18 protein-coding genes are annotated in these 20,808 nt (G+C 65.6%); 9 read left to right on the top strand and 9 right to left on the bottom strand.

The features are described from left to right. Together EB084_04395 and EB084_04400 are read left to right on the top strand one after the other, a co-directional pair. Positions 1-927 (top strand): cytochrome P450 (locus EB084_04395; GenBank protein NDD27488.1); only part of this gene is annotated, 927 nt, incomplete at its 5' end. Positions 928-1,096: 169 nt separating this feature from the next. Further along, complete coding sequence (locus tag EB084_04400) at positions 1,097-1,750, top strand: hypothetical protein (GenBank protein ID NDD27489.1); 654 nt, start codon at positions 1,097-1,099, stop codon at positions 1,748-1,750. Between the two features lie 94 nt (positions 1,751-1,844). On the opposite strand, the gene EB084_04405 is transcribed toward EB084_04400, so the two are convergent. After that, on the bottom strand, positions 1,845-2,147 hold the full coding sequence (locus tag EB084_04405; protein ID NDD27490.1) for a hypothetical protein: 303 nt from the start codon (positions 2,145-2,147) through the stop codon (positions 1,845-1,847). Between the two features lie 109 nt (positions 2,148-2,256). On the opposite strand from EB084_04405, the gene EB084_04410 reads away from it, so the two are divergent. Continuing rightward, on the top strand, positions 2,257-5,013 hold the full coding sequence (locus tag EB084_04410; GenBank protein ID NDD27491.1) for a VCBS repeat-containing protein: 2,757 nt from the start codon (positions 2,257-2,259) through the stop codon (positions 5,011-5,013). Here the strand turns inward: EB084_04410 and EB084_04415 are convergent. Continuing rightward, a complete protein-coding gene (locus EB084_04415; protein ID NDD27492.1) occupies positions 4,985-5,434 on the bottom strand; it encodes a PPOX class F420-dependent oxidoreductase in 450 nt (149 codons plus the stop codon). The genes EB084_04410 and EB084_04415 overlap by 29 nt on opposite strands. Before the next feature lie 112 nt (positions 5,435-5,546). On the opposite strand from EB084_04415, the gene EB084_04420 reads away from it, so the two are divergent. Further along, positions 5,547-5,912 (top strand): hypothetical protein, encoded by a 366-nt coding sequence (locus EB084_04420; GenBank protein NDD27493.1) that lies wholly within the window; start codon positions 5,547-5,549, stop codon positions 5,910-5,912. Here the strand turns inward: EB084_04420 and EB084_04425 are convergent. Beyond that, a complete protein-coding gene (locus EB084_04425) occupies positions 5,904-8,063 on the bottom strand; it encodes a sodium:proton antiporter (protein NDD27494.1) in 2,160 nt (719 codons plus the stop codon). The genes EB084_04420 and EB084_04425 overlap by 9 nt on opposite strands. Before the next feature lie 12 nt (positions 8,064-8,075). Then, a complete protein-coding gene (locus EB084_04430) occupies positions 8,076-8,654 on the bottom strand; it encodes a hypothetical protein (GenBank protein ID NDD27495.1) in 579 nt (192 codons plus the stop codon). A 131-nt stretch (positions 8,655-8,785) separates the two neighbouring features. On the opposite strand from EB084_04430, the gene EB084_04435 reads away from it, so the two are divergent. Continuing rightward, positions 8,786-9,763, top strand: coding sequence for a nuclease (locus EB084_04435; GenBank protein ID NDD27496.1), 978 nt, complete (start codon positions 8,786-8,788; stop codon positions 9,761-9,763). Here the strand turns inward: EB084_04435 and rnz are convergent. Beyond that, positions 9,750-10,715 carry a ribonuclease Z gene (rnz, locus tag EB084_04440; protein NDD27497.1) on the bottom strand — a complete coding sequence of 322 codons (966 nt, stop codon included), beginning with the start codon at positions 10,713-10,715 and terminating at the stop codon, positions 9,750-9,752. The two genes, EB084_04435 and rnz, sit on opposite strands and share 14 nt — an antisense overlap. Then, on the bottom strand, positions 10,696-11,238 hold the full coding sequence (locus EB084_04445) for a hypothetical protein (protein ID NDD27498.1): 543 nt from the start codon (positions 11,236-11,238) through the stop codon (positions 10,696-10,698). The genes rnz and EB084_04445 overlap by 20 nt, the downstream gene beginning before the upstream one ends. A gap of 252 nt (positions 11,239-11,490) precedes the next feature. Between EB084_04445 and EB084_04450 the strand changes: the two genes are divergently transcribed. Continuing rightward, positions 11,491-12,036, top strand: coding sequence for a hypothetical protein (locus tag EB084_04450; GenBank protein ID NDD27499.1), 546 nt, complete (start codon positions 11,491-11,493; stop codon positions 12,034-12,036). A gap of 113 nt (positions 12,037-12,149) precedes the next feature. On the opposite strand, the gene EB084_04455 is transcribed toward EB084_04450, so the two are convergent. Together EB084_04455 and EB084_04460 are read right to left on the bottom strand one after the other, a co-directional pair. Continuing rightward, a complete protein-coding gene (locus EB084_04455) occupies positions 12,150-13,925 on the bottom strand; it encodes a phosphoenolpyruvate carboxykinase (GTP) (GenBank protein ID NDD27500.1) in 1,776 nt (591 codons plus the stop codon). A gap of 23 nt (positions 13,926-13,948) precedes the next feature. After that, entirely contained in the window at positions 13,949-15,256 is a 1,308-nt protein-coding gene (locus EB084_04460; protein ID NDD27501.1) for a citrate synthase, read from the bottom strand. Between the two features lie 312 nt (positions 15,257-15,568). Between EB084_04460 and EB084_04465 the strand changes: the two genes are divergently transcribed. After that, positions 15,569-17,104: a proline--tRNA ligase gene (locus EB084_04465; protein NDD27502.1), complete on the top strand. Its 1,536-nt coding sequence runs from the start codon at positions 15,569-15,571 to the stop codon at positions 17,102-17,104. A 25-nt stretch (positions 17,105-17,129) separates the two neighbouring features. Next, positions 17,130-18,089: a hypothetical protein gene (locus EB084_04470; GenBank protein NDD27503.1), complete on the top strand. Its 960-nt coding sequence runs from the start codon at positions 17,130-17,132 to the stop codon at positions 18,087-18,089. On the opposite strand, the gene EB084_04475 is transcribed toward EB084_04470, so the two are convergent. Then, positions 18,029-19,048, bottom strand: coding sequence for an SGNH/GDSL hydrolase family protein (locus tag EB084_04475; GenBank protein NDD27504.1), 1,020 nt, complete (start codon positions 19,046-19,048; stop codon positions 18,029-18,031). The two genes, EB084_04470 and EB084_04475, sit on opposite strands and share 61 nt — an antisense overlap. A gap of 321 nt (positions 19,049-19,369) precedes the next feature. Between EB084_04475 and EB084_04480 the strand changes: the two genes are divergently transcribed. Further along, positions 19,370-20,808 (top strand): peptide transporter (locus tag EB084_04480; GenBank protein NDD27505.1); only part of this gene is annotated, 1,439 nt, incomplete at its 3' end.

The raw sequence follows: 20,808 nt of genomic DNA on the forward strand, positions 1-20,808 counted from the left end.
CAGCATCCCGACGCGAGGGCCGGGCTCCTCACCCATCCGGAGAAGATCGAAGGCGCGGTGGAGGAGATCCTCCGCTACGACAGCCCATCGCAGATCGTGAGTCGCTACGCTGCGGAAAGCCTGGAGATCGGCGGTCGCACGATAGAAGCAGGGCAGGTCTTGAACCTCTGCGTCGGCGCCGCCAACCGAGATGAGGAGCGATTTCCCGAGCCCGACCGCTTCGACATCGACCGCGCCGACAACCGACACCTGTCGTTCGGGCGCGGCATCCACACCTGCCTGGGGGCCTTTCTCGCCCGACAGGAGGCCTGCATCGCCATCGCCGAGGTGCTGCGGCGATGGCCCAGGGCCGTGCTCCTCGAGGTGCCGCAACGCACCCCCACGGTGGGCTTCCGCCGCCTGCGATCGCTGCGGGTCGGCCTTGACGGACCGAGCGCCTCGGCTGGAGGAACGCGGGTGCGGCTGGCCCGGATCGACGACATGGCCTTCGTGCGTGACCTGGCCGCCCAGAGCGTTCCCTTTGGCATACCGCCCGGGCGCGACGCCCTCGGCGACGAGGTCTCGGCGCATGTGCGCAACAGCTACGCTGACCTCGAGCAGACGTTCAACCAGAGCCCGGACTTCGTCATCTTGATCGCCGAGGAGAGCGGTGAGCGCCTGGGGTACATCATGCTAGACTTCGCCCAGGTGGAGGCCGCCACCGGCGAGCGCCAGTGCTTCATCGTAGACCTGGCGGTGCGGCGAGACGCCTGGGGCCGAGGCACCACCCACCGCCTCATCGAGAAATCGGCCCAGATGACACGAGCTCGTGGACTGAAGTACCTCGTGGGCCACGTGTCGGCCAACAACCGACGCACCCTCGACCTGGCTCTCGGCGATCTCGATTTCACCGTCGAGCGCATGCAGATCGTGAAGCGCTGCGACTGAGAAGGCCACAGGTCGTTCCGTGTCCCCGGCGAGCTCTGGCCATCGCGCCGGGAGGCCCGCATGAGAGGAGCGCGACATGCACCGCCAGAAGCAACCCTGCGGTTCCTACCCACGCACGGCGGTGTGCGCCACACGCGCACCGTGATGCCGCGACGAAAGAGGTGTCTCCATGAAGTCGAAACTCCCGAGCATCGTGCTCGGCCTGCTGATGATCGCAGGCGCAAGCCTCACCGCCCCGACCTTTGCCAAGCCCTCTGCCGCGCCCCCGCCCCCGGACTACTTCCCCATCAAGGACGGCTACTGGTGGAAGTACAAGACCACCAACCTCGACACGAAGGCCAGCAGCGAATGGAAGCTCTCGGTGCTCGGCACCGAGAAGGGCGATGATGGCGCGTCGCTCTCGAAGCTCGAGGTCGACACCGGCAGCATGAAGACCGACGAGTGGTACTCAAAGCCCAAGGGCTGGGTGATGAAGCACCGCATCGAGTACCCGGCGAACAACATGAAGGGCACCTACACGCCCCCCGACAAGTACCTCATGAACCCCCTCACGCCGGGCGCCACCTGGGACTGGTCCGGCAAAGGCATGATGGACGTCGAGGCCAGCCACAAGGACACAGTGAAGGGCGCCGAGACCGTGACGGTGCCCGCAGGCAAGTTCACCTGCATGCGCGTCGACACCGAGACCGTGCAGGGAGGGCAGCCCGTGCACAAGACCTACTGGTACGCCAACTTCATCGGACTGGTGAAATCGCAGACCGAGAGCGGCAACGTGAAGAACCAGTCTGAGCTCGTCGATTACAGCTTCAAGAAGAAGGGCTGAGGCGCGTCGAAAACGCCCGCCTGAGAACGAAGAAGGCGCGGAGCCTCTCGCTCCGTGCCTTCTTCACAAGCCCAAGATGAAACCCAGGCGTGGTCTACTTGTCGTTTCCGAGCGCCATGATGGCCATGCCGGCGAACATGCCGCCGATCATCACCACGGGCCCGTACGGGGTTCCCAGCGCGGGTCCCGCCATGATGCTGCCGAACATGACGCCCATGCCCGCCAGCTGGATGGCCTGGTTCTTGCCCGACTTGCTCGCGGGCTGCGCGCCGCTGAGGCTGACGAGATCGGTGGGCGTGCTGCTGACGGTGGTGTTCGGTGCCGCGCTCGCCGAAGGCGACGCGGTGCGCGCGATGTTCGCGGTGACGGTGGGACGAAGTGCAGACGTGCAGATCATGTTCGTAGACCCTCCAAAGCTTGTTATCCCCTGATGACCCCATCGTAGAGAGACGCACTGGATAAAACCTGAAACGCCGGACCACGCCATCGAAAGGACCCGAAGAGAGATGCCTGATTCGCCCCGCACGCAAGAGCACAGACCGAATGCGCGCTTCTGGCGGCGCCCCCGCCCGACCCAGGTCATCAGCGTCGTGGCCTTGCTGCTGTGCGGCCTCTTGGCTGGATGCGGCGCTGGAGGCGCACTGGGCGGCTTCACCGCAACGGCTCTTGTACCATGGCTCGTCGTGATGAGCCTCACCGGGTTCCTCGTCGGATGCGGCAGCAACGCAGGCAGCAGCAGCAGCGGCTCTCCGCTGACCGAGGCGTCAGCCCTGCGTGGCGTGGCGCTGCGATTCCTGACCTCACCCGCAAAAGCCACGGCCTCTCACACCGAAGCGCTGACGCCCCTCACCCCAGCCCCACAGGTCGCTGTCATCGATTCCGCCGGGCGAATCGTCACCGCTTCTTCCGAGGCCATCACCGTGACGCTGGGCGACAACCCTGGCGGCGCCGTGCTCTCTGGTACCACCACGGTGAACGCGGTGAACGGCATCGCCACGTTCACCGATCTGCGCATCAGCCGCGCCGCTGTGGGATACACCCTCATCGCCTCGTCGGGTGCGCTCGCCTCGAGCACCTCGACGCCGTTCGCTGTGGCCTCTCTGTCGCTTGCCTTCGCGAGCCCGTCGTCACGTCACGACCAGGTCGTCACCGCCTTCCCGGACATCGTCACCGGACAGGTAGAAGGCGACTTCAACGGCGACGGCAATCGCGACATCGCCATCGTCTCCACCGGCTACGGCAGCAGCGGGTCAACGGTATCGATTCTGCTCGGCGACGGGACGGGACAGCTCTCGACGCCCGTCCCCGTTGCCTTCACCGCCAACAGCCTGAGCCTCGATCTTGCCATGGCCGACGTGAACGGCGACGGTCGTCTCGACCTCATCTCCACGCAGATCCTTCAAGCCGGGAACCCCGCTGTAGGCAACGTGCAGATTCTCATCGGCAACGGCGATGGCACCTTTCAAGCCCCCGCCAACCACTTCGTCGGGGGCAGCCCTACCGGGGTGACGACGGGGCACTTCCACAGCAATCAAAGCCTCGACATCGCTGTCTCGCTCTACAACGGCGGCTTCGGAACCGCACTCGGTGCCCTGGCAACCCTCATCGGCGACGGTACGGGAAGCTTCGGTGCGCCGACCTACACGGGCCAGCCCGCGGATGTCGGATACATCACGGCGGGTGACTTCACCGGAGACGGGCACGAAGACCTGGCGTTGACGTATGCCCCGGGCAGCTCTGGAACGATTCAGCTCTACCCCGGCAACGGCGACGGCACATTTGCCGCACCCGTCAATACGACGCTGCCCACCATCAAGAGCTACCGCCTGATTCCGATTCGACTCAACAGCGGCCCCAATCTCGATCTGCTCTCGGTCGACGGCAACGGCAGCCTATATGCGCTCCTTGGAAACGGGAATGGCACCTTCGTGGTTCCTCCCGCGCTGCCCGTAGGCCTGAACTCGTACGGGGTCGGAGCAGGCGACCTGACAGGCGACGGTCGAGCAGATGTGGTGGGTGTGAGCTACAGCCCCCTGACCCGCCTGTCGATTCTGATCAACAACGGCGACGGCACGCTTGCACCTGCCATCGAGTCGGCTATCGGAGGTGGCGGACAATCGATTGCGACTCAGCCTGCAGTAGGCGACCTCACGCACGACGGGAAAGCCGATGTCGTCGTCACGCACATGAACGTCCTGTCGGTGCTCACGGGCAACGGTGACGGCACCTTCGTTCAACCGCCGCAGGTGCCGGCCGTGGCTCAGGTGGTGGCAAGCGCGCTCGTCGACGCTGACGGCGACAACCATCCAGACCTGCTCACGGTGGGGGATGGCGGCGCCTTCGGCTTCTCGCACGGCAACGGTGACGGCACCTTCACATCCCTCTCGAGCACGACGATTGCCCCGAGCGCGACAAGCCTTGCTGTAGGCGACCTCAACCACGACGGCAGACCCGATGCGGTGGTGACGTCAAGCCAGAGCACCATCAACGTGCTGCTCAACGCCGGTGGCGGCAGCTTTCAGCCGCAGACCGTTCATTCGAAATACACCGCTTCGAGCGCGGTGCTGGCCGACGTCAACCACGACGGCAACCTCGACATCATCGCGTCGACCGCGGCTGCCGCGAACGGTGGCAGCGAGATCATGGTCATGCCAGGCGACGGCCGAGGTGGCTTCGCCAGCACGCCTATCGAAACCCCCACAGCCTCCGGCCCATCAGTCGCCGCCGTGGGCGACCTCGACGGTGACGGCAACCTCGACGTTGCGGTGGCCAGCTACGGCACGAACACGGTGCAGGTTCTCTTCGGCAACGGCGACGGCACGTTCACCGCACCGCTCAATCTCAACGCGAGCAGCCCCTCTGGGGTCATCGTGGGCGACTTCAACGGCGACGGCCACCCCGACCTCGCCGTGACCCAGACCAACACGTCTGCGGGAAGCGTGGCCATCATGCTGGGCAACGGCAATGCGCGCACCTTCGCCCTCGCCCTCACGCCTGTGGCCACGGGCGTCAACGCCGTGGGCGGAGTCGCCATCGACCTGAACGCCGACGGCACGCTCGATCTGGTCATCGGCTCACAGACCGGTTCTGACGTGGTGGTGCTCATCGGCAATGGCGACGGCACCTTCGCGGGGGCCACGCTGATCGCCACCAACGCGCCGAGCGGCCTTCCCGCGGTGGCCGACGTCAACGGCGACGGCAAGCTCGACATCGTGAGCCCCGACCTCACCCAGGCTACGGTGACGGTGAACCTTCACCGGTAGCACTGATCTCGATAACCGCCATGTCGCGTAGCCCGCGCAGGCGGTTGATGAGGTCGATGAGCGTCTTCATCACGCCGTACTTCTGCTTGACCGCGCGATTCACCGGTTCGAGAAGCGATGCGTCTGCGACGACAGCGTGTGCGCTCACCGCGGTACCCGTGACGCGGCCTGCAGCCGTGCAGGGCGCCAGCGTGACCCGCCCGTTGTTGCGGATGCGCTTCACTTTTGCGCTCTGTGCTCCGGTGCGCATGTAGATGCGCTCGCCCTCGACCACGAACCACATGGGCGTGGCCACCTCACGACCGTCGCGACGGCGGGTGACGAGGCTGAGATACTTCTCTTGGCGGAGCGCGGTGAACGGGCCGCTTGTAGCGACGATGCCGCGCTCGCGGGACGAACGACCGGACGATGGATCGATCATGCTCACGACGGGGGCAGGCTCCTCTACTTTTCTGCGTCTTGCCACGCCTGGCTTGCAGATCCCTCCACCTTCCTTCAAGATCTGTTCAACCCCGTGACGTAGCCTGTCGACCATGGAAACCACGAATTCGATGTTCTCTCGGGGATACGCGCTGCGTGAGCGCCTCCCGCTGAAGGCCGGCCTGCGCTCCGATCTGGCCACTGCGGGCCGCTATCGAATCGAGGTCGACGGACGTGCGAACGATGTCGACCTCTTGATGCATGACGGCTTCGTCGACCCGATCACCGCCGCCGACACCTTCAGCTTCAGCCACATCCGTCCCGAATCGCTGCGCGCGCTCCGCAAAGAACCAGCGTCACTGCTCACACAAGACGACTATGCTGTGCCCATCTCCCTGCGACGCCAGGTTCCCGGCGAGGAGACGGGGGCAGATGCCCGTGGTAATGGAGCCCGCGCCGAGACGAGAACACTACCGTGAGCTGACCACCGCCACCGGACACGGCGCCTTGGCAAGCAGCGCCTCGACGCGACGTCCGAAGAATGCGCGCCCGCTGATGGGACGCAGATTGCTGCCCACCACCACGAGATCGATGGCGTGGGCTTCGATGAACTCGATGATGGCCTGCTCCGACGTGCGCCCGACGAGCACGCGGGTGTCGACCTGGGCGCCGAAGCCACGGCCGAGATCGGCCTGGCCGTCGATGATCTCCTGGGCGATGTCGACGAGGTTGCGCATCTGCTCCTCGGTCATCATCTCCTCCGGCGAGGTGGTCACCACATAGACGATGGTCACGAGCGCCTCGAGGTGCGCCGCAACGCTGCACGCCACCTCGACGGCGTGACGGCTGTACTCGGTGCCGATGGTGGGCACCAGCACGTGACGAAGGGGCGTCTCGACCGCGCTGTCGCTCCCTCGCACCACGACCGTGGCGCAAGGCGCCTCCTGAACGACCCGGTCGACGATGGAGTTGAACAGCGCGCCAGAACCCCGCTCATCACGCGTGGCGCCCAGTACGAGCAGCTGATAGCCACGTCGCGCCTCGGCCAGAATGATGTCGGCCACGTTTCTGCCCTTCACCGTCCGGCTCTTCACGCCGCGTGCGTCGACATTGCGTGACACCGCATCGACCGCCTGGCTCGCGTCCGTGCCGTCATCGCCCGTCTCGGCATAGAGCGCCGTGACCTCGAGGGGAACGCGATGCCCCAGGTGGCTCACCAGCTGCGCGCCCAGCTGAACATTCTCGCCACCGCGACTGGGAACGAGCACGCGATGCAGGTTGCGCACGAAGCTGAACCGCGCCTGTTCCTCGGCCTTCAGGCGTGCGGCTTCCTCATCCCCCATGGTCACGTGCGCAAGCATGATTCGCAGCAGCGGCGGGGCGATGAGCGACGTGACGATGGCCACCACCACGATGATGCTGTACATGTCCTGCGTGAGCACGCCCGCTGACAGACCGATGGTGGCCACGATGATCTCCATGGCGCCTCGCGCGTTCATGGCCGACCCGAGAGCCAGCGCCTCCCAGTGAGACAAACGCCCGAGACGCGCTCCGATGTAGACCCCCACGAACTTTCCGATGCACGCGATGGCGAGCACCAGCAGGCAGACCCCGAACACCCGCGGCTCCGTCAGCTTGATGAGGTTGACCTTGAGACCCGCGGCCCCGAAGAAGACGGGGGCAAAGAAGCCCGCGGTGATGATCTCGAGGGCATGACCGGCCTCGCGACTGAATCGCGGAGCCTGCCCCACCAGAATGCCCGCTGTGAACGCCCCGAGAACCGGCTCGATGCCCATGGCCGCCGTGAGGGCGGCGCCCAGCAGCGATACCACAAGCAGCGTCGTGAGCGAGGCGTTGTGCCCCCCGAAGGTATTGTCGACCCACAGCAGCAGGCGTGACATGAGCGGGCGGCCCACGGTGAGCGCCAGGGTGACGAACACCACAGCACCCGCCATGGCAAGCAGGGGGCGCTGCGCCGAGAAGGTTCCCGACGCCAGGGCGGTCACCATCGACAGCAGCACCCAGCCCACCGTATCGTCGGTCATGCCCGCGGCGAGAACGATCTGTCCGATGTCTCGGCGCACAAGCCCCATGTCAGCCAGCACCTTGGCAATGACGGGAACCGCGGTGATGCTCATGGCCGTGGCGATGAACAAGCTGAAGACGAAGCGCTTGTCCGGCGCGACCAGGAAGCTGTCGGGCAGCACCTGCCCCAGGGCATATCCGGTCACGAATGTCACCGTGATGCCGCAGCTGGAGATGAGCAAGGCCTTGCGCCCCTTGCTCACGATGAGGTTGAGATCGGTTTCCAGACCGGTCACGATGAGCAGGAAGAGCACGCCGAGCCAGGTTGCCACAGCCAGCAGATCGGCCTGCAGCTGCACCCGCGGGAAGAGGGCGGCCTGCAGGTCTGGAAAGAGCAGCCCGAAGAACGACGGTCCTAGCAATACCCCCGCCAAGAGCTCGCCTACCACGGGCGACTGCCGCAGCTTGCGGGCGGCCTCGCCCAACAAGCGGCTGACCAGCACGAGAATCGACAGCTGGATCAGAAGAATCAGAAGCTCATGATGTCCAAGTGGACGAAGAAGAGGCGGCGGCACGTTCAGAGGTACCGCCGACCCGTGAAGAATCGATTCAGGATATCAACGAACCTGATCGAGGGGAACCGACGGCTTGTAGACAAACGGGTGCGATGGCACCACGTTCCAGAGCGACGTGTCGTCAACGGCCTGGTAGCTCAAGCCGGCGCCAGCCCCCTTCACGCGCCCCTCCTCAACCACCATGTACTGGGGCGGAGCCGCCTGCTGCGAGGCCTGGTACTCTTCGAAGGCCTTGAAGCCGTTCCAGGTCGACAGCGCCATGCCCGCCATCGCGAGGGGAGGGAACACGGCACCGAAGGTCGCCGCAAAGCTCGTGACCAGGGAGTTCTTGAAGTACTGCGCGGCCTTTGACTTGTGTGCCGCCTGCTGCGTCGCGGTGTCAGCAAGGGCCACCTTCTGCACGTTCACCGAGCCGTTCTTGTCGGTGGGGATGCGACCCGCGGCGATTGCCTGACCGACCTCTGAGAGCGTGGTGTACGAAGCGCCGTTGGCCGTCCAGTAGGCGGCGGGACCTGGACCGGGCGCCTGGGGCTGGGGAGAGGTGGAAGGCTGCTGGGGGGTGGGGGCGCTCTGAGGGGCGCCGGGAATCGGGGGAGTGGCAAAGCCCACGGAATTCAACATGCGTTTCTATCTCCTGATCTGCGTTGTACTTCTCTCAAGACAATCAGGCTCCCTGTACAGGGGGACCACGTTAACGAATTGTTGCCGGAATGTACCGTGCTCGCGCATCCGACTGTTCACATCGCTGTCACATGTCGATGCGTGGGCTGCGCTATCATGTGGCCATGCAGCGTGTCAGTGGAAATCTCGGAGGGTCCCCCGCCCAGACGCAGTTCTGGGGGTGGCGCGGCCATGCCATGATCAATCGGGAGGCCGCAAGAGAGCTGCCCACCGATATGCCCGCTTTCTTCCGTGGTGGCGGCGACAGCCTCGAAGCCCTGGCCAGCCAGCCCGATCGCTGGAAGCTGCGGGGGCTCCCCAACCTCGACGTCGACAACCGACCCGATCACTATCTGAACCTCGAGCGCCTGGGTGGGCGCGCCCTTCCTTCAGAGCGCTACTCGTACGTTGCCATGGTGGCAGACAACCACCTGCAGCCCACGGGTCAACCGCCCTACAGCCTCGGTCTTCTTCCCTACGCGATTGCCGAAGGCACCGAGAAGCTCACGGCCGAGTTCGCTCTCTGGCGCCACGAGACCCAGGCCAACGGCTTCGACACCCCCCTGGCCCACCAGCTCGAGCAGAATGCCATCTACACCGCGGGTGTGCTCGGCCACTTCGTGGCCGACGCTTCGCAGCCGCTGCACGTCACCGCCCACCACGATGGCTGGAACACCCAGGTCGAAGCCAACCCCAACGGGTTCTCGACCCAGCCCGGGATACACTCACGCTTCGAGTCACAGTTCGTTGAGGCCGCAGTCACACCCGGCGCGGTCGACGCGCTGCTCAAACCGCCCGCAGAGCTCAAGGGCACCGCGCTCGAAGTCGCCGATACCTACTGCCGCGAGACGAATGGCAAGGTGAAGAAGCTCTACACCCTCGACAAGCAAGGCAGGCTCGACCCGTCAAAGCCCTCTGCGGAAGGTCGCGCATTCGCCGTAGCGTGCGTGGCGAGCGGTGCCCAGATGCTGCGCAATCTCTGGTACACCGCATGGACGCGCAGCGAGGCACTGGAAGCCTCGATGCCCGAATCGAGCGGCACCCCGGACCCCCAGCTCACACCCGCATGACGATCAGCTCGCGCGCAGCCTCGACCGTTTCGAAGAGCGGCCGCGCCTCGTGCTCGAGAACCTCGAGATCGTCGTAACGGGGAGAGAAGTGGGTGAGCACGAGGCGACGCGCGTCCGCCACGTGCGCCACACGAGCCGCCTGCGCCGCTGTGGAGTGACCGCTCTCGTCGGCCTGCCGAAGGCGATCTTCCCCGAATGTGCTCTCGTGCACGAGAAAGTCAGCTTGACGCCCGAGCGTCGCTGACGCGTCGCACGGGCGGGTGTCGGCGCAGTAGGCAAAGATCTTGCCGCGTCGCGAAGGCCCCACCACGTCACGAGAGCGCACCACCGTTCCGTCATCAAGGGTCACATCGCTTCCCCGCTGCAGCACGCCGAAGTGCCGTCGATCGGTCACGCCCCTGCGCATCGCCCCCTCTACATCAAACGTGCCTGGTGCGGCGCGTTCCTCGAAGCGGTAGCCGATGGCGGGAATGCGATGGTCGAGCGGCGCGACCGAGACCGTGTAGTCGCCGTGCTCGATCACCGTCTCGGCCTGATCGTGCGCCGTGATCTGGAGGGGGAAGTCGAGGCCGCTCTGCAGATGGTGGAACACCGAGCTGATATAGTCTCCCAGGGTGAGCGGCCCCACGATGCGCAGCGGCTCGGTGCGCCCCGTGAGCTGCAGCGACATCAGCAGTCCGGGTAGCCCCGACACGTGATCGCCGTGCATGTGCGTGATGAAGATCCCCGCGAGGCGACCGAAGCGCAGACCCGCGTGGCGGAACTGGATCTGTGAGCCCTCGCCGCAATCGAAGAGGAAGACCTCGCCTTTCCGCTCGAGCGCAATGCACGAGAGGCTGCGCTTCGTCGTCGGTTGCGCGGCGCTCGTGCCGAGGAAGACCACTGACATGGGATCGTGTCGGCGATCTTCTGTCGGGTGCGGCGCTTGTGGCTCAGGGAAGTCTGCGGACATCCATGTTCGAGGGGGCAGCCCCTTGGGCGGTCGCACCGGGAATCTCGAGCCCCAGGGAGAATGCGCCAGAGCGCGGACCCTGCGGGATGCGATGAGACGCGTGAGCGGTCGACTCGGGAACCTTCTCGACCGGCACCCCCCGATTCTCGCGGGTCAAAGCGATGGCGTTGTCGTAGCCCTTCTTGCACCACTTCAACGCCTCGTCGACCTGGTCATCGGCGTCGACGCGAAGGCGCATCCATCCCTTCACGGGGTGGACGTGCTGCGACGCCCGCGAATTCTTCGACAGCTCGGCGGCATCGCTCTCGGAGAGTCGGATCCAGATCTCGAGCACCTCTTCGTGCTGCGGCACGGTGGTGAACATGAGCGTGTTCACGAAGAAACCCAGGCGACCGAACGCCCCCATCTCCTTGACGTCATCCCACGCGAGCAGGCCCTTGGCGATGCTCTCGGCGCGGGGCCACCAGTCTGAGCGATGGTGAACAGGATGGGGGGCGCCGAACTCTTTCTTGGGAACAGACATGGGGCAGATCTCCTCAGCGGTTCGCGATGACTGGCAAGAGATACGCGAACCAGGGGCCGGATCCCTCGTGCAGATCCAGAAGCCCTGCCGAAACCCCCGCTTCAGCGGCCGCGCCTCTTATCGGTTCCGACCTTCTCGCGCGCGGCGGCGATCTACAGGGCCTGGCCTCCCTCGGGCACTCGCCCTATAGACAAGTACGCCCATTTGTGCTAAAAAGCACAAAGTAGGAATGTTGAAAGTAGAGCAAACCTGATGAAGCGACTCTCGAACCTTGCGTGGGCAGGCCTGTTCGCTGCCTCTCTGCTCACGTTTGGCTGCAGCAGCGAGCAAGCCCCCAAAACCTCCTCGGCGCCTCCGCCGGCGGCCAACAACGCACCGCCGCCCGCCGCCGCGCCTGCCTCCCCTGGGGGAGGTGGTGCTCCCGTCGCCATGTCCTCCACCGGCCCGGATGGCCAGCTTCTCCCTGGCTGGGCCAAGTGGTCGGGCAAGAAAGACCCGGTCGCCGATGACGCCAAATCGCTTGCCGCAGGCAAGGAGCTGTTCGCCAAGAACTGCGCCAGCTGCCACGGCGCCGAGGGCAAGGGCGATGGCCCCGCGGGCATGGCCCTCGAGCCGAAGCCGCGCAACTTCACCACGGGTGAGTACAAGTACGGCAGCGAGGACTGGCAGGTCATGCGCACCATCTGGGAAGGCATGCCCCCGCCCAACGGCATGGCCAAGTGGGATGGCCGCATGGACGAGAAGGAAGCCTGGACCCTCGTTCACTACGTGAAGAGCCTCGGGCCGAAGAAGTCGTAACGACTTCCCCCCGAACGGTCGCAAAGACGAAGAGGCGCCTCCCTCGGGAAGCGCCTCTTCTCTGCTCTCACGCCCTGAAAATCGGCACGCTGTGGGCGGGCCTTCGAACGCGATCAGCCCAGACGCGCGCGCAGCGCCTCTCGCTGCTCTGCCACGCCCGCAGGCATGCGATCGCCCAGCAGCGTGAAGAGCTCCTGCTGGCTCTCGAGCTCGGCAAGCCACTCTCCCCGATCGACCGCGAGCAGGCGCTCGAGCTGCTCTGACGACAGTGCGAGCCCGCCGAGATCGATGGCATCCGGCGTGGGAAGCCAGCCGATGGGCTGCTCTACCGCCTGGCCCGTGCCCGCGCAACGCTCGGCCACCCACTTCAGCACGCGCAGGTTCTGCCCATAGCCGGGCCACAGGAACTTGCCGCCGTCATCGGTGCGGAACCAGTTGACGTGGAAGACGCGTGGCGGGTTCGTGAGGCGGGTGCCCATGTCGAGCCAGTGCGCGAAGTAGTCGCCCATGTGATAGCCACAGAACGGAAGCATGGCCATGGGGTCGCGGCGCACCACGCCCACGGCACCGATGGCCGCCGCCGTGGTCTCACTCGACATCATCGCGCCCAGGTACACGCCGTGCGCCCAGTCGAACGCCTCATACACCAGGGGCTGCAATCGCGCACGGCGACCGCCGAAGAGAATCGCCGAGATCGGCACACCCTGCGGATCTTCCCAACGCGGGGAGATGGAGGGGCACTGGCTTGCCCGCACGGTGAAGCGGGCGTTGGGATGCGCCCCCTTCTCGCCCTTGGCCGACTCGGGCGTCCATGGCGTGCCCTTCCAGTCGAGACCATGGGTGGGGGGCTCACCGCTCATGCCCTCCCACCACACGGTGTTGTCCGCGGTCTGCAGCACGTTGGTGAAGATGGTGTCGTGCGTGATGGTCTTCATGGCGTTGTAGTTCGAAGAGCGACTGGTTCCCGGCGCCACGCCGAAGAAGCCTGCCTCTGGGTTGCTGGCCCACAGGCGACCATCGTCGCCCACGCGCATCCAGGCGATGTCATCGCCCACCGTCCACACCTTCCACCCCGGGAAGTTCTCGGGTGGAACCAGCATGGCCAGGTTGGTCTTTCCGCACGCGCTGGGGAACGCGGCCGCGACGTAGGTGACCTCTCCCTGCGGGTTCTCGAGCCCCAGGATGAGCATGTGCTCGGCCAGCCAGCCCTCACGACGACCCAGCGCACTGCCCAGGCGCAAGGCAAAGCACTTCTTGCCCAGCAAGGCGTTGCCGCCATACCCAGAGCCCACGCTCCAGATGGTGCTGTCTTGGGGGAAGTGGCAGATGAAGCGCTTCTCCGGGTCGCACTCGGCCACGCTGTGGAGGCCCTTCACGAAGTCAGGAGAGTCGCCGAGCTGCGCCAGCGCGGCGCTGCCCGCCCGCGTCATCAGGCGCATGTTGAGCACCACGTACACGCTGTCGGTGAGCTCGACGCCCACCTTGCTGAACGGTGAGCCGAGGGCGCCCATGACGTACGGGATGACGTACATGGTGCGCCCGCGCATCGCGCCCTCGAAGAGGCCGCCGAGCTTGCGGTAGGCCTCGGCCGGCGCCATCCAGTTGTTGGTGGGCCCAGCGTCTTCCTCACGCTCGGTGCAGATGAAGGTGAGCTTCTCGACGCGCGCCACGTCGTTGGGATTGCTGCGATGCAGATAGCAGCCCGGCAGCTTCTCCTGGTTGAGCTCGATGAGTATCTTCTCTTCGATGGCCTGGCGGGTGAGGCGCGCGGCCTCTTCATCAGACCCATCGATCCACTCGATGCGTTCCGGCTTGCACAGCGCAGCCATCTCGTCGACCCACTGGGTCAGGTGAGCGTTGGTGGTGCACGCGTTGGTGATGGTCTCCATGTCTTCGCTCCTCCCTGTCACGATCAGGCTTTGCTCGCCAGCGTCTTGCCGCGCTCGGCCATGGGCACGAACGGGCGCTTGTCGTGACCGAGATAGATCTGGCGGGGACGGGCGATCTTCTGCTCGCCGTCAGCCACCATCTCGAGCCACTGCGATAGCCAGCCCGCGGTGCGCGGGATGGCGAAGAGCACGGGGAACATGGTCTTGGGGAAGCCCATGGCCTGGTAGATGAGGCCCGAATAGAAGTCGACGTTCGGATAGAGCTTGCGCGAGACGAAGTACTCGTCTTGCAGGGCGATGCGCTCAAGCTCGAGGGCGATGTCGAGCAGCGGGTTGCGCCCCGTGACCTCGAACACCTGCTCGGCAAGCCGCTGGATGACCTTGGCGCGCGGATCGTACGACTTGTAGATGCGGTGCCCGAAGCCCATGAGGCGCCCCTCACCGGCCTTCACCTTCTTGATGAACTCAGGCACCTTGTCCTTGCTGCCGATGGCTTCGAGCATGCGCAGCACCTCTTCGTTCGCCCCCCCGTGCAGCGGCCCGTAGAGCGCGGCGATGGCGCCGGTCATGGCCGAGATGGGATCGACGCGTGAGCTGCCCACCGCGCGGATGGCGTTGGTGCTCGCGTTCTGCTCGTGATCGGCGTGCAGGATGAAGAGCACATCGAGGGCGCGCTCGAGGATCGGGTGCGGCGTGTACTTCGGCTCGCTGACGCGAAAGAGCATGTTGAGGAAGTTGCCCGTGTACGACAGGGTGTTGTCGGGATAGACGTACGGCATGCCGATGCTGTGGCGATAGGCAAAAGCCGCCAGCGTCGGCATCTTGGCGATGAGGCGCACGATCTGGAGGTGCACCGTGGTCGGATCGCTCAGGTTGCGGGCCGAGGGGTAGAAGGTGCCCAGCGCCCCCACCGCCGACAGGAGGATGCCCATGGGATGGGCGTCATAGTGGAAGCCGTCGATGAACTTCTTCACGTTCTCGTGCACGAAGGTGTGGTGCACGATCTCGTCTTCCCACGCGCTGAGCTGCTCTCTCGTGGGGAGCTCGCCGTTGAGCAGCAGGTAGGCTACCTCGAGATGCGTGCTCTGCTCGGCCAGCTGCTCGATGGGATAGCCGCGGTACCAGAGAATGCCCTTGTCGCCGTCGATGTAGGTGATGCGGCTCGTGCACGACGCCGTGTTCATGAACGCAGGGTCGTACGACATCAGGCCCGGGTCGTCATCGGAGACCTTCACCTGGCGCAGACTGCTGGCGCGGATGGCGCCGTGCTCGATGGGGACCTCGTAGGTGCGACCGGTTCGGTTGTCGGTGATCGTCAACGTCTCGCTCATGGATGCGACCTGCTTCCCGAAAGGTTGGTCAACAGAGGTTCGTCAGCGCGAGCGGCGGTCGCAAGAGCGGCGCGCCGCACAGTCGTGAAGGCACCGACGGGGAGGCCTCGTTGCACGGCGTCGCGAGGGTAAAGGTCCCCGGACGTTCACGCACCTTCCTCCTTCACGCCGGATTCCCTCCCGCGCGGCGCGAAAATCATGCGCCTGTCACGGCGCGCCCCCCCTCCCCGCAGAGCCGAGGAGATGCGCCGCCGGCTGTTGAAGGACCGCCACCCCGTCGCTCCCATCCCATCTCTGAGATCGAGGTTCACAATGGCGCGCAACATCACGCCCCGCAGCAAGGACTACCCGCAGTGGTACATCGACGTCATCAAGGCCGCTGAGCTGGCCGACTACTCGCCCGTGAAGGGCTGCATGGTGATTCGCCCCAACGGCTACGCCCTCTGGGAGGCGATTCAAGCCGACCTCGACCTGCGCTTCAAGGAGACCGGTCACGTCAACGCCTACTTCCCGGTGCTCATCCCCGCCAGCTTCCTCAACAAGGAGGCCCAGCACATCGAGGGGTTCGCCATGGAGTGCGCCGTGGTCACTCACTCGGGGCTCAAGAAAGGCGACAAGGGGCTCGAGCCCAAAGGCGAGCTCGAGGAGCCCCTCATCGTGCGCCCCACCTCCGAGACCATCATCGGACACATGATGGCTCAGTGGATCAAGTCGTACCGCGATCTGCCCATGCTGCTCAACCAGTGGGCCAACGTCATGCGCTGGGAGATGCGTACCCGCCTCTTCCTCCGCACCGCGGAGTTCCTCTGGCAGGAGGGCCACACCGCCCACGAGACCGCCGAGGAAGCGCAGCGCGAGACGCTGCAGATGCTCGATGTGTACGCCGACTTCGCGCGCGGCTTCCTGGCCATCCCCGTGATCAAGGGCCGCAAGACCGACAGCGAGAAGTTCCCGGGCGCCGACGCCACCTACTGCATCGAGGCCCTCATGCAAGACAACAAGGCGCTGCAGGCCGGCACCTCGCACAACCTGGGCCAGAACTTCTCGAAGGCCTTCGACATCCAGTTTCAAGGGCGCGACCAGTCGCTGCACCACGCCTACACGACCTCGTGGGGCGTGTCGACCCGCCTCATCGGCGCCCTCATCATGACCCACTCCGACGACGAGGGGCTCATTCTGCCGCCGCGAATGGCCCCCACCGTGGGCGTCGTGATCCCCATCTACAAGACCGACGAAGAGCGCGAGCGCGTGCTCGCCTTCGCCCGTACGCTGCTCGTGGGGCTGTGCGGCGAGGAGCGCGTGGCCGCCGCCGAGAAGCGCGACGCCGGCCGCGAGTACATGAGCGTGTTCATCGACGACAAGGCGCGCCAGAAGATCGTGGTCGACCTTCGCAACGAGCGCCCGGGCGAGAAGCACTTCCACTGGGAGCAGCGGGGCGTGCCCTTCCGCTTCGAGATCGGCCCGCGCGACGTCGATGGCGGCGCATTCGTGCTGAAATCCCGGGTCGAGGGCACCAAGACCCCCACGCCCGTTGCTGATGCCACCGCAGCCTGGCTCGAGGGGCACATCGCGCGGGTGCAGACCCTGCTGCTCGAGCGTGCAGAGGCCCGTCAGAACGCGGCCACCGTCGAGGCCACGACCTACGACGAGCTGAAGGCACGGCTGGCTGACCGCAGCGGCTTTGTGCGCTGCTGGTTCAAGCCGGACCGCGAGGTCGAGGCGAAGATCAAGGAAGAGACCAAGGGCACCGTGCGCGCCATCCCGTTCGATCAGCCGGGCGGCAGCGGAACGTGCATCGTGAGCGGCCAGGAGACCTCCGAGCAGGTGCTCTTCTCGGTGGCCTACTGATCGAGAGCAAGGAGCGCACAGAGCCATGAGTGAAGTCGCAGACCCCCAGACGGCCGGCGCAGACCGCACGGCGGCGCTGGCTGAGCGCGTCAAGACGGCGCGTGATTGCGCGGAGCGCACCACCAAGGCCCTCAAGCCCGTCGAGAAGACGCTGCGCGAGCTGTCGCGCAAGGAATCCCTCGACGACCCCGGCGCCCTCGCAAAGCACGCCCAGACGCTGCGCAAGTCAGCCCTGCCCGAAGGTGAGCTGAAGACGAAGGTCGACGCGCTGCTCGGCGTCCTTGACGCCCACCTGGCCGAAGAGGAGCGCAAGCTGAAGTTCTACTTCGGCCGCGACCTGCGCGACACCGCGACGAGCGCGGGGCTTGCCTTCGCCCCCCTCACCACCGACCCGCCGGAGTTTCGCGTCGGTCTGTTCACGGTGGGTGTCGACGTGCCACGCCGCTCGGCCGTGATTCGCTACGCGCGCGTCGACATCGAGAAGGTGGCGCTCTCGGCGGCGGCCATCGTCGAGGCCGCGGCGCAGCACGCGAAGCGCCTCGAGGGGCGTGACTTCGACGCCAGCGTGTTCTTCGACCAGCTGCTCATGGCCTACCAGATGCGGCTGCATCGACGCGGCGAGGGATTCGGCGCTCGCGTCGACATCGTCGACCTGCTGGCCGACATCGCCTTCGTGCGCCAGGGCCCGGCCTTCTTCGACGATCCGAGGCGCGAGAACTTCACCCCCTACAGCCGGGTGCAGCTCGCCTACGATCTGGCGCGCCTCTCTCGCACCGCGGGTTCCGCCTTGCGCTGGGGGCCGCCACGGGCGGCTCGACCCGCCAGAAGGCCGACGTGCTCTACCTCGAGGACGAGCGGGGCAGCGGCCAGTGGTACCTCTCGCTCAAGTTCAGCCGCGAGGGCGAAGAGGGGTAGGAGTCGCGCTCACGGAGACGACGACCGCACCGCCTCAACCGTCGGCAGACCGGGCGAGGCAGGCGGTTGAGACGTTTCCGACGGGGTCTTCACCAGGCCTTTCTCACGAAAGAACGCAGCGAGATCATCGGCCAGCCTCTCCGCACCCTTGACGGAGAAGTGAATCCCATCGAGGAAGCAGTCTTTGCGATCACGATCCTTCCAGAGCGCGGGACCGTCCATCGCCAGTCCCTCCTGGGCGCCGACGTCGAGCAGCACGCGGTCGCAGTTGTGCTCGTCCGGCCCCGGCTGGTACCACTCCTTGGGCAGGACAAGACAGACGATGTGACGCGTTCCCTGCCTGCGAGCCAACGCTATCAGTGACCGGAGATTCTCCCGATGGTCGGCGGGTCTGACCCGAGGAACGCTGGCAGGCAGATTCCCTGGAGGCTTGCCAAACGAAGGCTGATACAGATCGCTCTCTTGAGGGCTGAGATGATGCTTCAGCCAGCGGTAGGCCGGACTCTTCCAGAGAAGGGTGCGCACCTGCCCGGCATACCATCCACCCGCGCGTTCGCGGTCCTCCATGATGTCTGAACGAAGGTTTCCATAGCAGATGACCACGACATCCGGGTGCAGGGCCCAGCCGATGTCGTGCATGAGGTCGAGCCCCTGATAGCTCGAATAGCCAGGGCATCCCCCGTTGATGACGTCAACAGCGCCTCCCGTCATGCGCCTCAGGCGAGCCTCCAGGAGGCGTGCAATCGTATGCTCGTCGTCTATGCCCTCGCAGTAGACGCAGGAGTCACCGAGCAGCAGCACACGCAGGGGGGCCGCTGCAGACGGTGGCTCGGGGCCGCGCAAGCCCAGGCTGTTGATGTGGATGACCGAGTCTGACGAGCGGGCGTGGAATTCACCGGGGCGAAACGCCCAGAAGCGTCGCGGATGGGGCCTGTATTTCGAGAAGAGATTCTCGACCGCAGGCATGTTCTTCAATGCTGCGGTCTCAGCAACGCACCAGACGAACAGGAAGAGAACAAGCGAGACCAATCCCCTGTGCCTGCGCAAGACCTCGGAGAAAGAATCAGGCGCCTTCACAGTACCTCGCACGCACTCCCCTGCAGGTTGCCCGTTCCTCTCCCCCGCATCGGGGGCGTCGTTCCTGCGCGATTCACAAAGGCTCGGTAGCGCACACTCCGACGCGCTGGGCTCGGACATGGCGTTCGCTCCGCACGGCCTCTCTCCTGTACCAGGACATTCTCCTCGATGCAGGAGAACAGACCGTCCCGACCAATGGCGCGTGAACGAGCTCCGCCGGAATCCCCCGAAACACGACGCGCCCCCCAGACCCTCAGGAGGTAGTCCACGCCCATGTTGCAAGACAACGTTCCGAACGCCCCGCACGCCCCCCCCATGTCTCCTCATCAAGCGTATGAAGAGATCAACGCCTACGTGGTGACGTGGGGACTGGTCTACGCCGCGCTCTTCGCCCTGGCGGTGGGCTACCTGTGCCTCAAGATCGGCCAGACCGTCGACGCCTTCGCCCCCGTGTCGGTGCTCGCCATGGGCATGGCCGCCGTGCTCAAACGCAAGAACGCCTTCCCCGAGAACGTGCACATCCAGGCCATCGCAAGCGCCGGCACCAACATCATCGGCGGCGCCATGTTCATCATCCCCGCCTTCTACATCTTGAAGATGAACGATCAGATCGGCTACGCGCAGATGGCCGTGCCCATCGTGCTGGGCGGCACGCTCGGGGTGCTCATCGCCACCGTCTTCCGGCGCTACTTCTGCGAGGAGATGCACCACGCGTACCCCTTTCCCGCCGGACGCGCAGCGGCCGAGGTGCTTACCTCGGGCGAAGGCAGCAAGGCGCGGCTCATGGTTCTCAGCGGCCTCGTAGCCATGGGCTACGACTTCATCTTGAACAGCCTGGGCTGGTGGCAGGAGGTGCTCTCGACCACCACCTTCCGCTTCGGGCAGGCGCTGTCCGAGCGGTGGAAGCTCGAGTTCAGCCTCGACAACGACGCCGCGCTGCTGGGCATCGGCTATTTCACCGGATTGCGATACGCCGCCATCATCACCGCAGGCTCGTTCTTCTCGTGGTGCGTGTGCATCCCCATGGCCTACTACCTCGGGGCCGAGCACCCCATGACGGTGAAGGGCCAGACCGTGCTGCTGGGCGCCGCGCCCGTGGCGGCGGTGTTCAAGGAGTACGTGCGCCACGTTGGCATCGGCATGCTCGCCATGGCCGGCATCATCGGCCTGCTCTCGATGTCGGGGGTCATCGCGAAGGTTGCCCGCACCGCCATGGCCGAGCTGAGCAAGAAGCACGCCGACACGCACGAGACCCTGCTGCGCACCCAGCGCGACATCCCCATGGGAATGCTCATGGCGGGCATCATTGCAACGGCGCTGGCGTTCACCGCCTTCTTCCACATCTGCTTCTCGCACAGCCTCGCGCAGACGCTGCTGGCGCTGGCCATCGTGCTGGTGTTCGCGCTCATGCTGTCGGTGGTGGGCATCAGCTCCATCGCGTTCACGGGCAGCGAGCCCGTGTCGGGCATGACCATCTTCATGATCGTGGTAGCGGCGGTGCTGCTCAAAGGGGCCGGCATGGAGGGCGCCAACGGCACCATCGCCGTGCTCATGATGGCGGCCTTTTTGTGCAGCACCCTGGGCGTCGCGGGCAACTTCATGTCTGAGCTGAAAGTAGCCCACCTGCTGGGCGCCACGCCGCGCAAGATGCAGGAGTGGCAGCTGGTGTCGTGCGCGTTGTCGGCGGTGCTCTCGGTGGGCGTCATCGTCAT

Source organism: Pseudomonadota bacterium, from assembly GCA_010028905.1.
Lineage (GTDB): Bacteria > Vulcanimicrobiota > Xenobia > RGZZ01 > RGZZ01 > RGZZ01.

What these genes read in the sequence shown, in the direction of transcription:
- EB084_04400 (NDD27489.1), top strand. Translation starts at nt 1,097, where the DNA reads ATGAAGTCGAAACTCCCGAGCATCGTGCTCGGCCTGCTGATGATCGCA.
- EB084_04450 (NDD27499.1), top strand. Translation starts at nt 11,491, where the DNA reads ATGAAGCGACTCTCGAACCTTGCGTGGGCAGGCCTGTTCGCTGCCTCT.
- EB084_04415 (NDD27492.1), bottom strand. Translation starts at nt 5,434, where the DNA reads ATGATCGATCCATCGTCCGGTCGTTCGTCCCGCGAGCGCGGCATCGTC.
- EB084_04405 (NDD27490.1), bottom strand. Translation starts at nt 2,147, where the DNA reads ATGATCTGCACGTCTGCACTTCGTCCCACCGTCACCGCGAACATCGCG.
- EB084_04460 (NDD27501.1), bottom strand. Translation starts at nt 15,256, where the DNA reads ATGAGCGAGACGTTGACGATCACCGACAACCGAACCGGTCGCACCTAC.
- EB084_04430 (NDD27495.1), bottom strand. Translation starts at nt 8,654, where the DNA reads ATGTTGAATTCCGTGGGCTTTGCCACTCCCCCGATTCCCGGCGCCCCT.
- EB084_04455 (NDD27500.1), bottom strand. Translation starts at nt 13,925, where the DNA reads ATGGAGACCATCACCAACGCGTGCACCACCAACGCTCACCTGACCCAG.
- EB084_04465 (NDD27502.1), top strand. Translation starts at nt 15,569, where the DNA reads ATGGCGCGCAACATCACGCCCCGCAGCAAGGACTACCCGCAGTGGTAC.
- EB084_04445 (NDD27498.1), bottom strand. Translation starts at nt 11,238, where the DNA reads ATGTCTGTTCCCAAGAAAGAGTTCGGCGCCCCCCATCCTGTTCACCAT.
- rnz (NDD27497.1), bottom strand. Translation starts at nt 10,715, where the DNA reads ATGTCCGCAGACTTCCCTGAGCCACAAGCGCCGCACCCGACAGAAGAT.
- EB084_04470 (NDD27503.1), top strand. Translation starts at nt 17,130, where the DNA reads ATGAGTGAAGTCGCAGACCCCCAGACGGCCGGCGCAGACCGCACGGCG.
- EB084_04410 (NDD27491.1), top strand. Translation starts at nt 2,257, where the DNA reads ATGCCTGATTCGCCCCGCACGCAAGAGCACAGACCGAATGCGCGCTTC.
- EB084_04420 (NDD27493.1), top strand. Translation starts at nt 5,547, where the DNA reads ATGGAAACCACGAATTCGATGTTCTCTCGGGGATACGCGCTGCGTGAG.
- EB084_04435 (NDD27496.1), top strand. Translation starts at nt 8,786, where the DNA reads ATGTCGATGCGTGGGCTGCGCTATCATGTGGCCATGCAGCGTGTCAGT.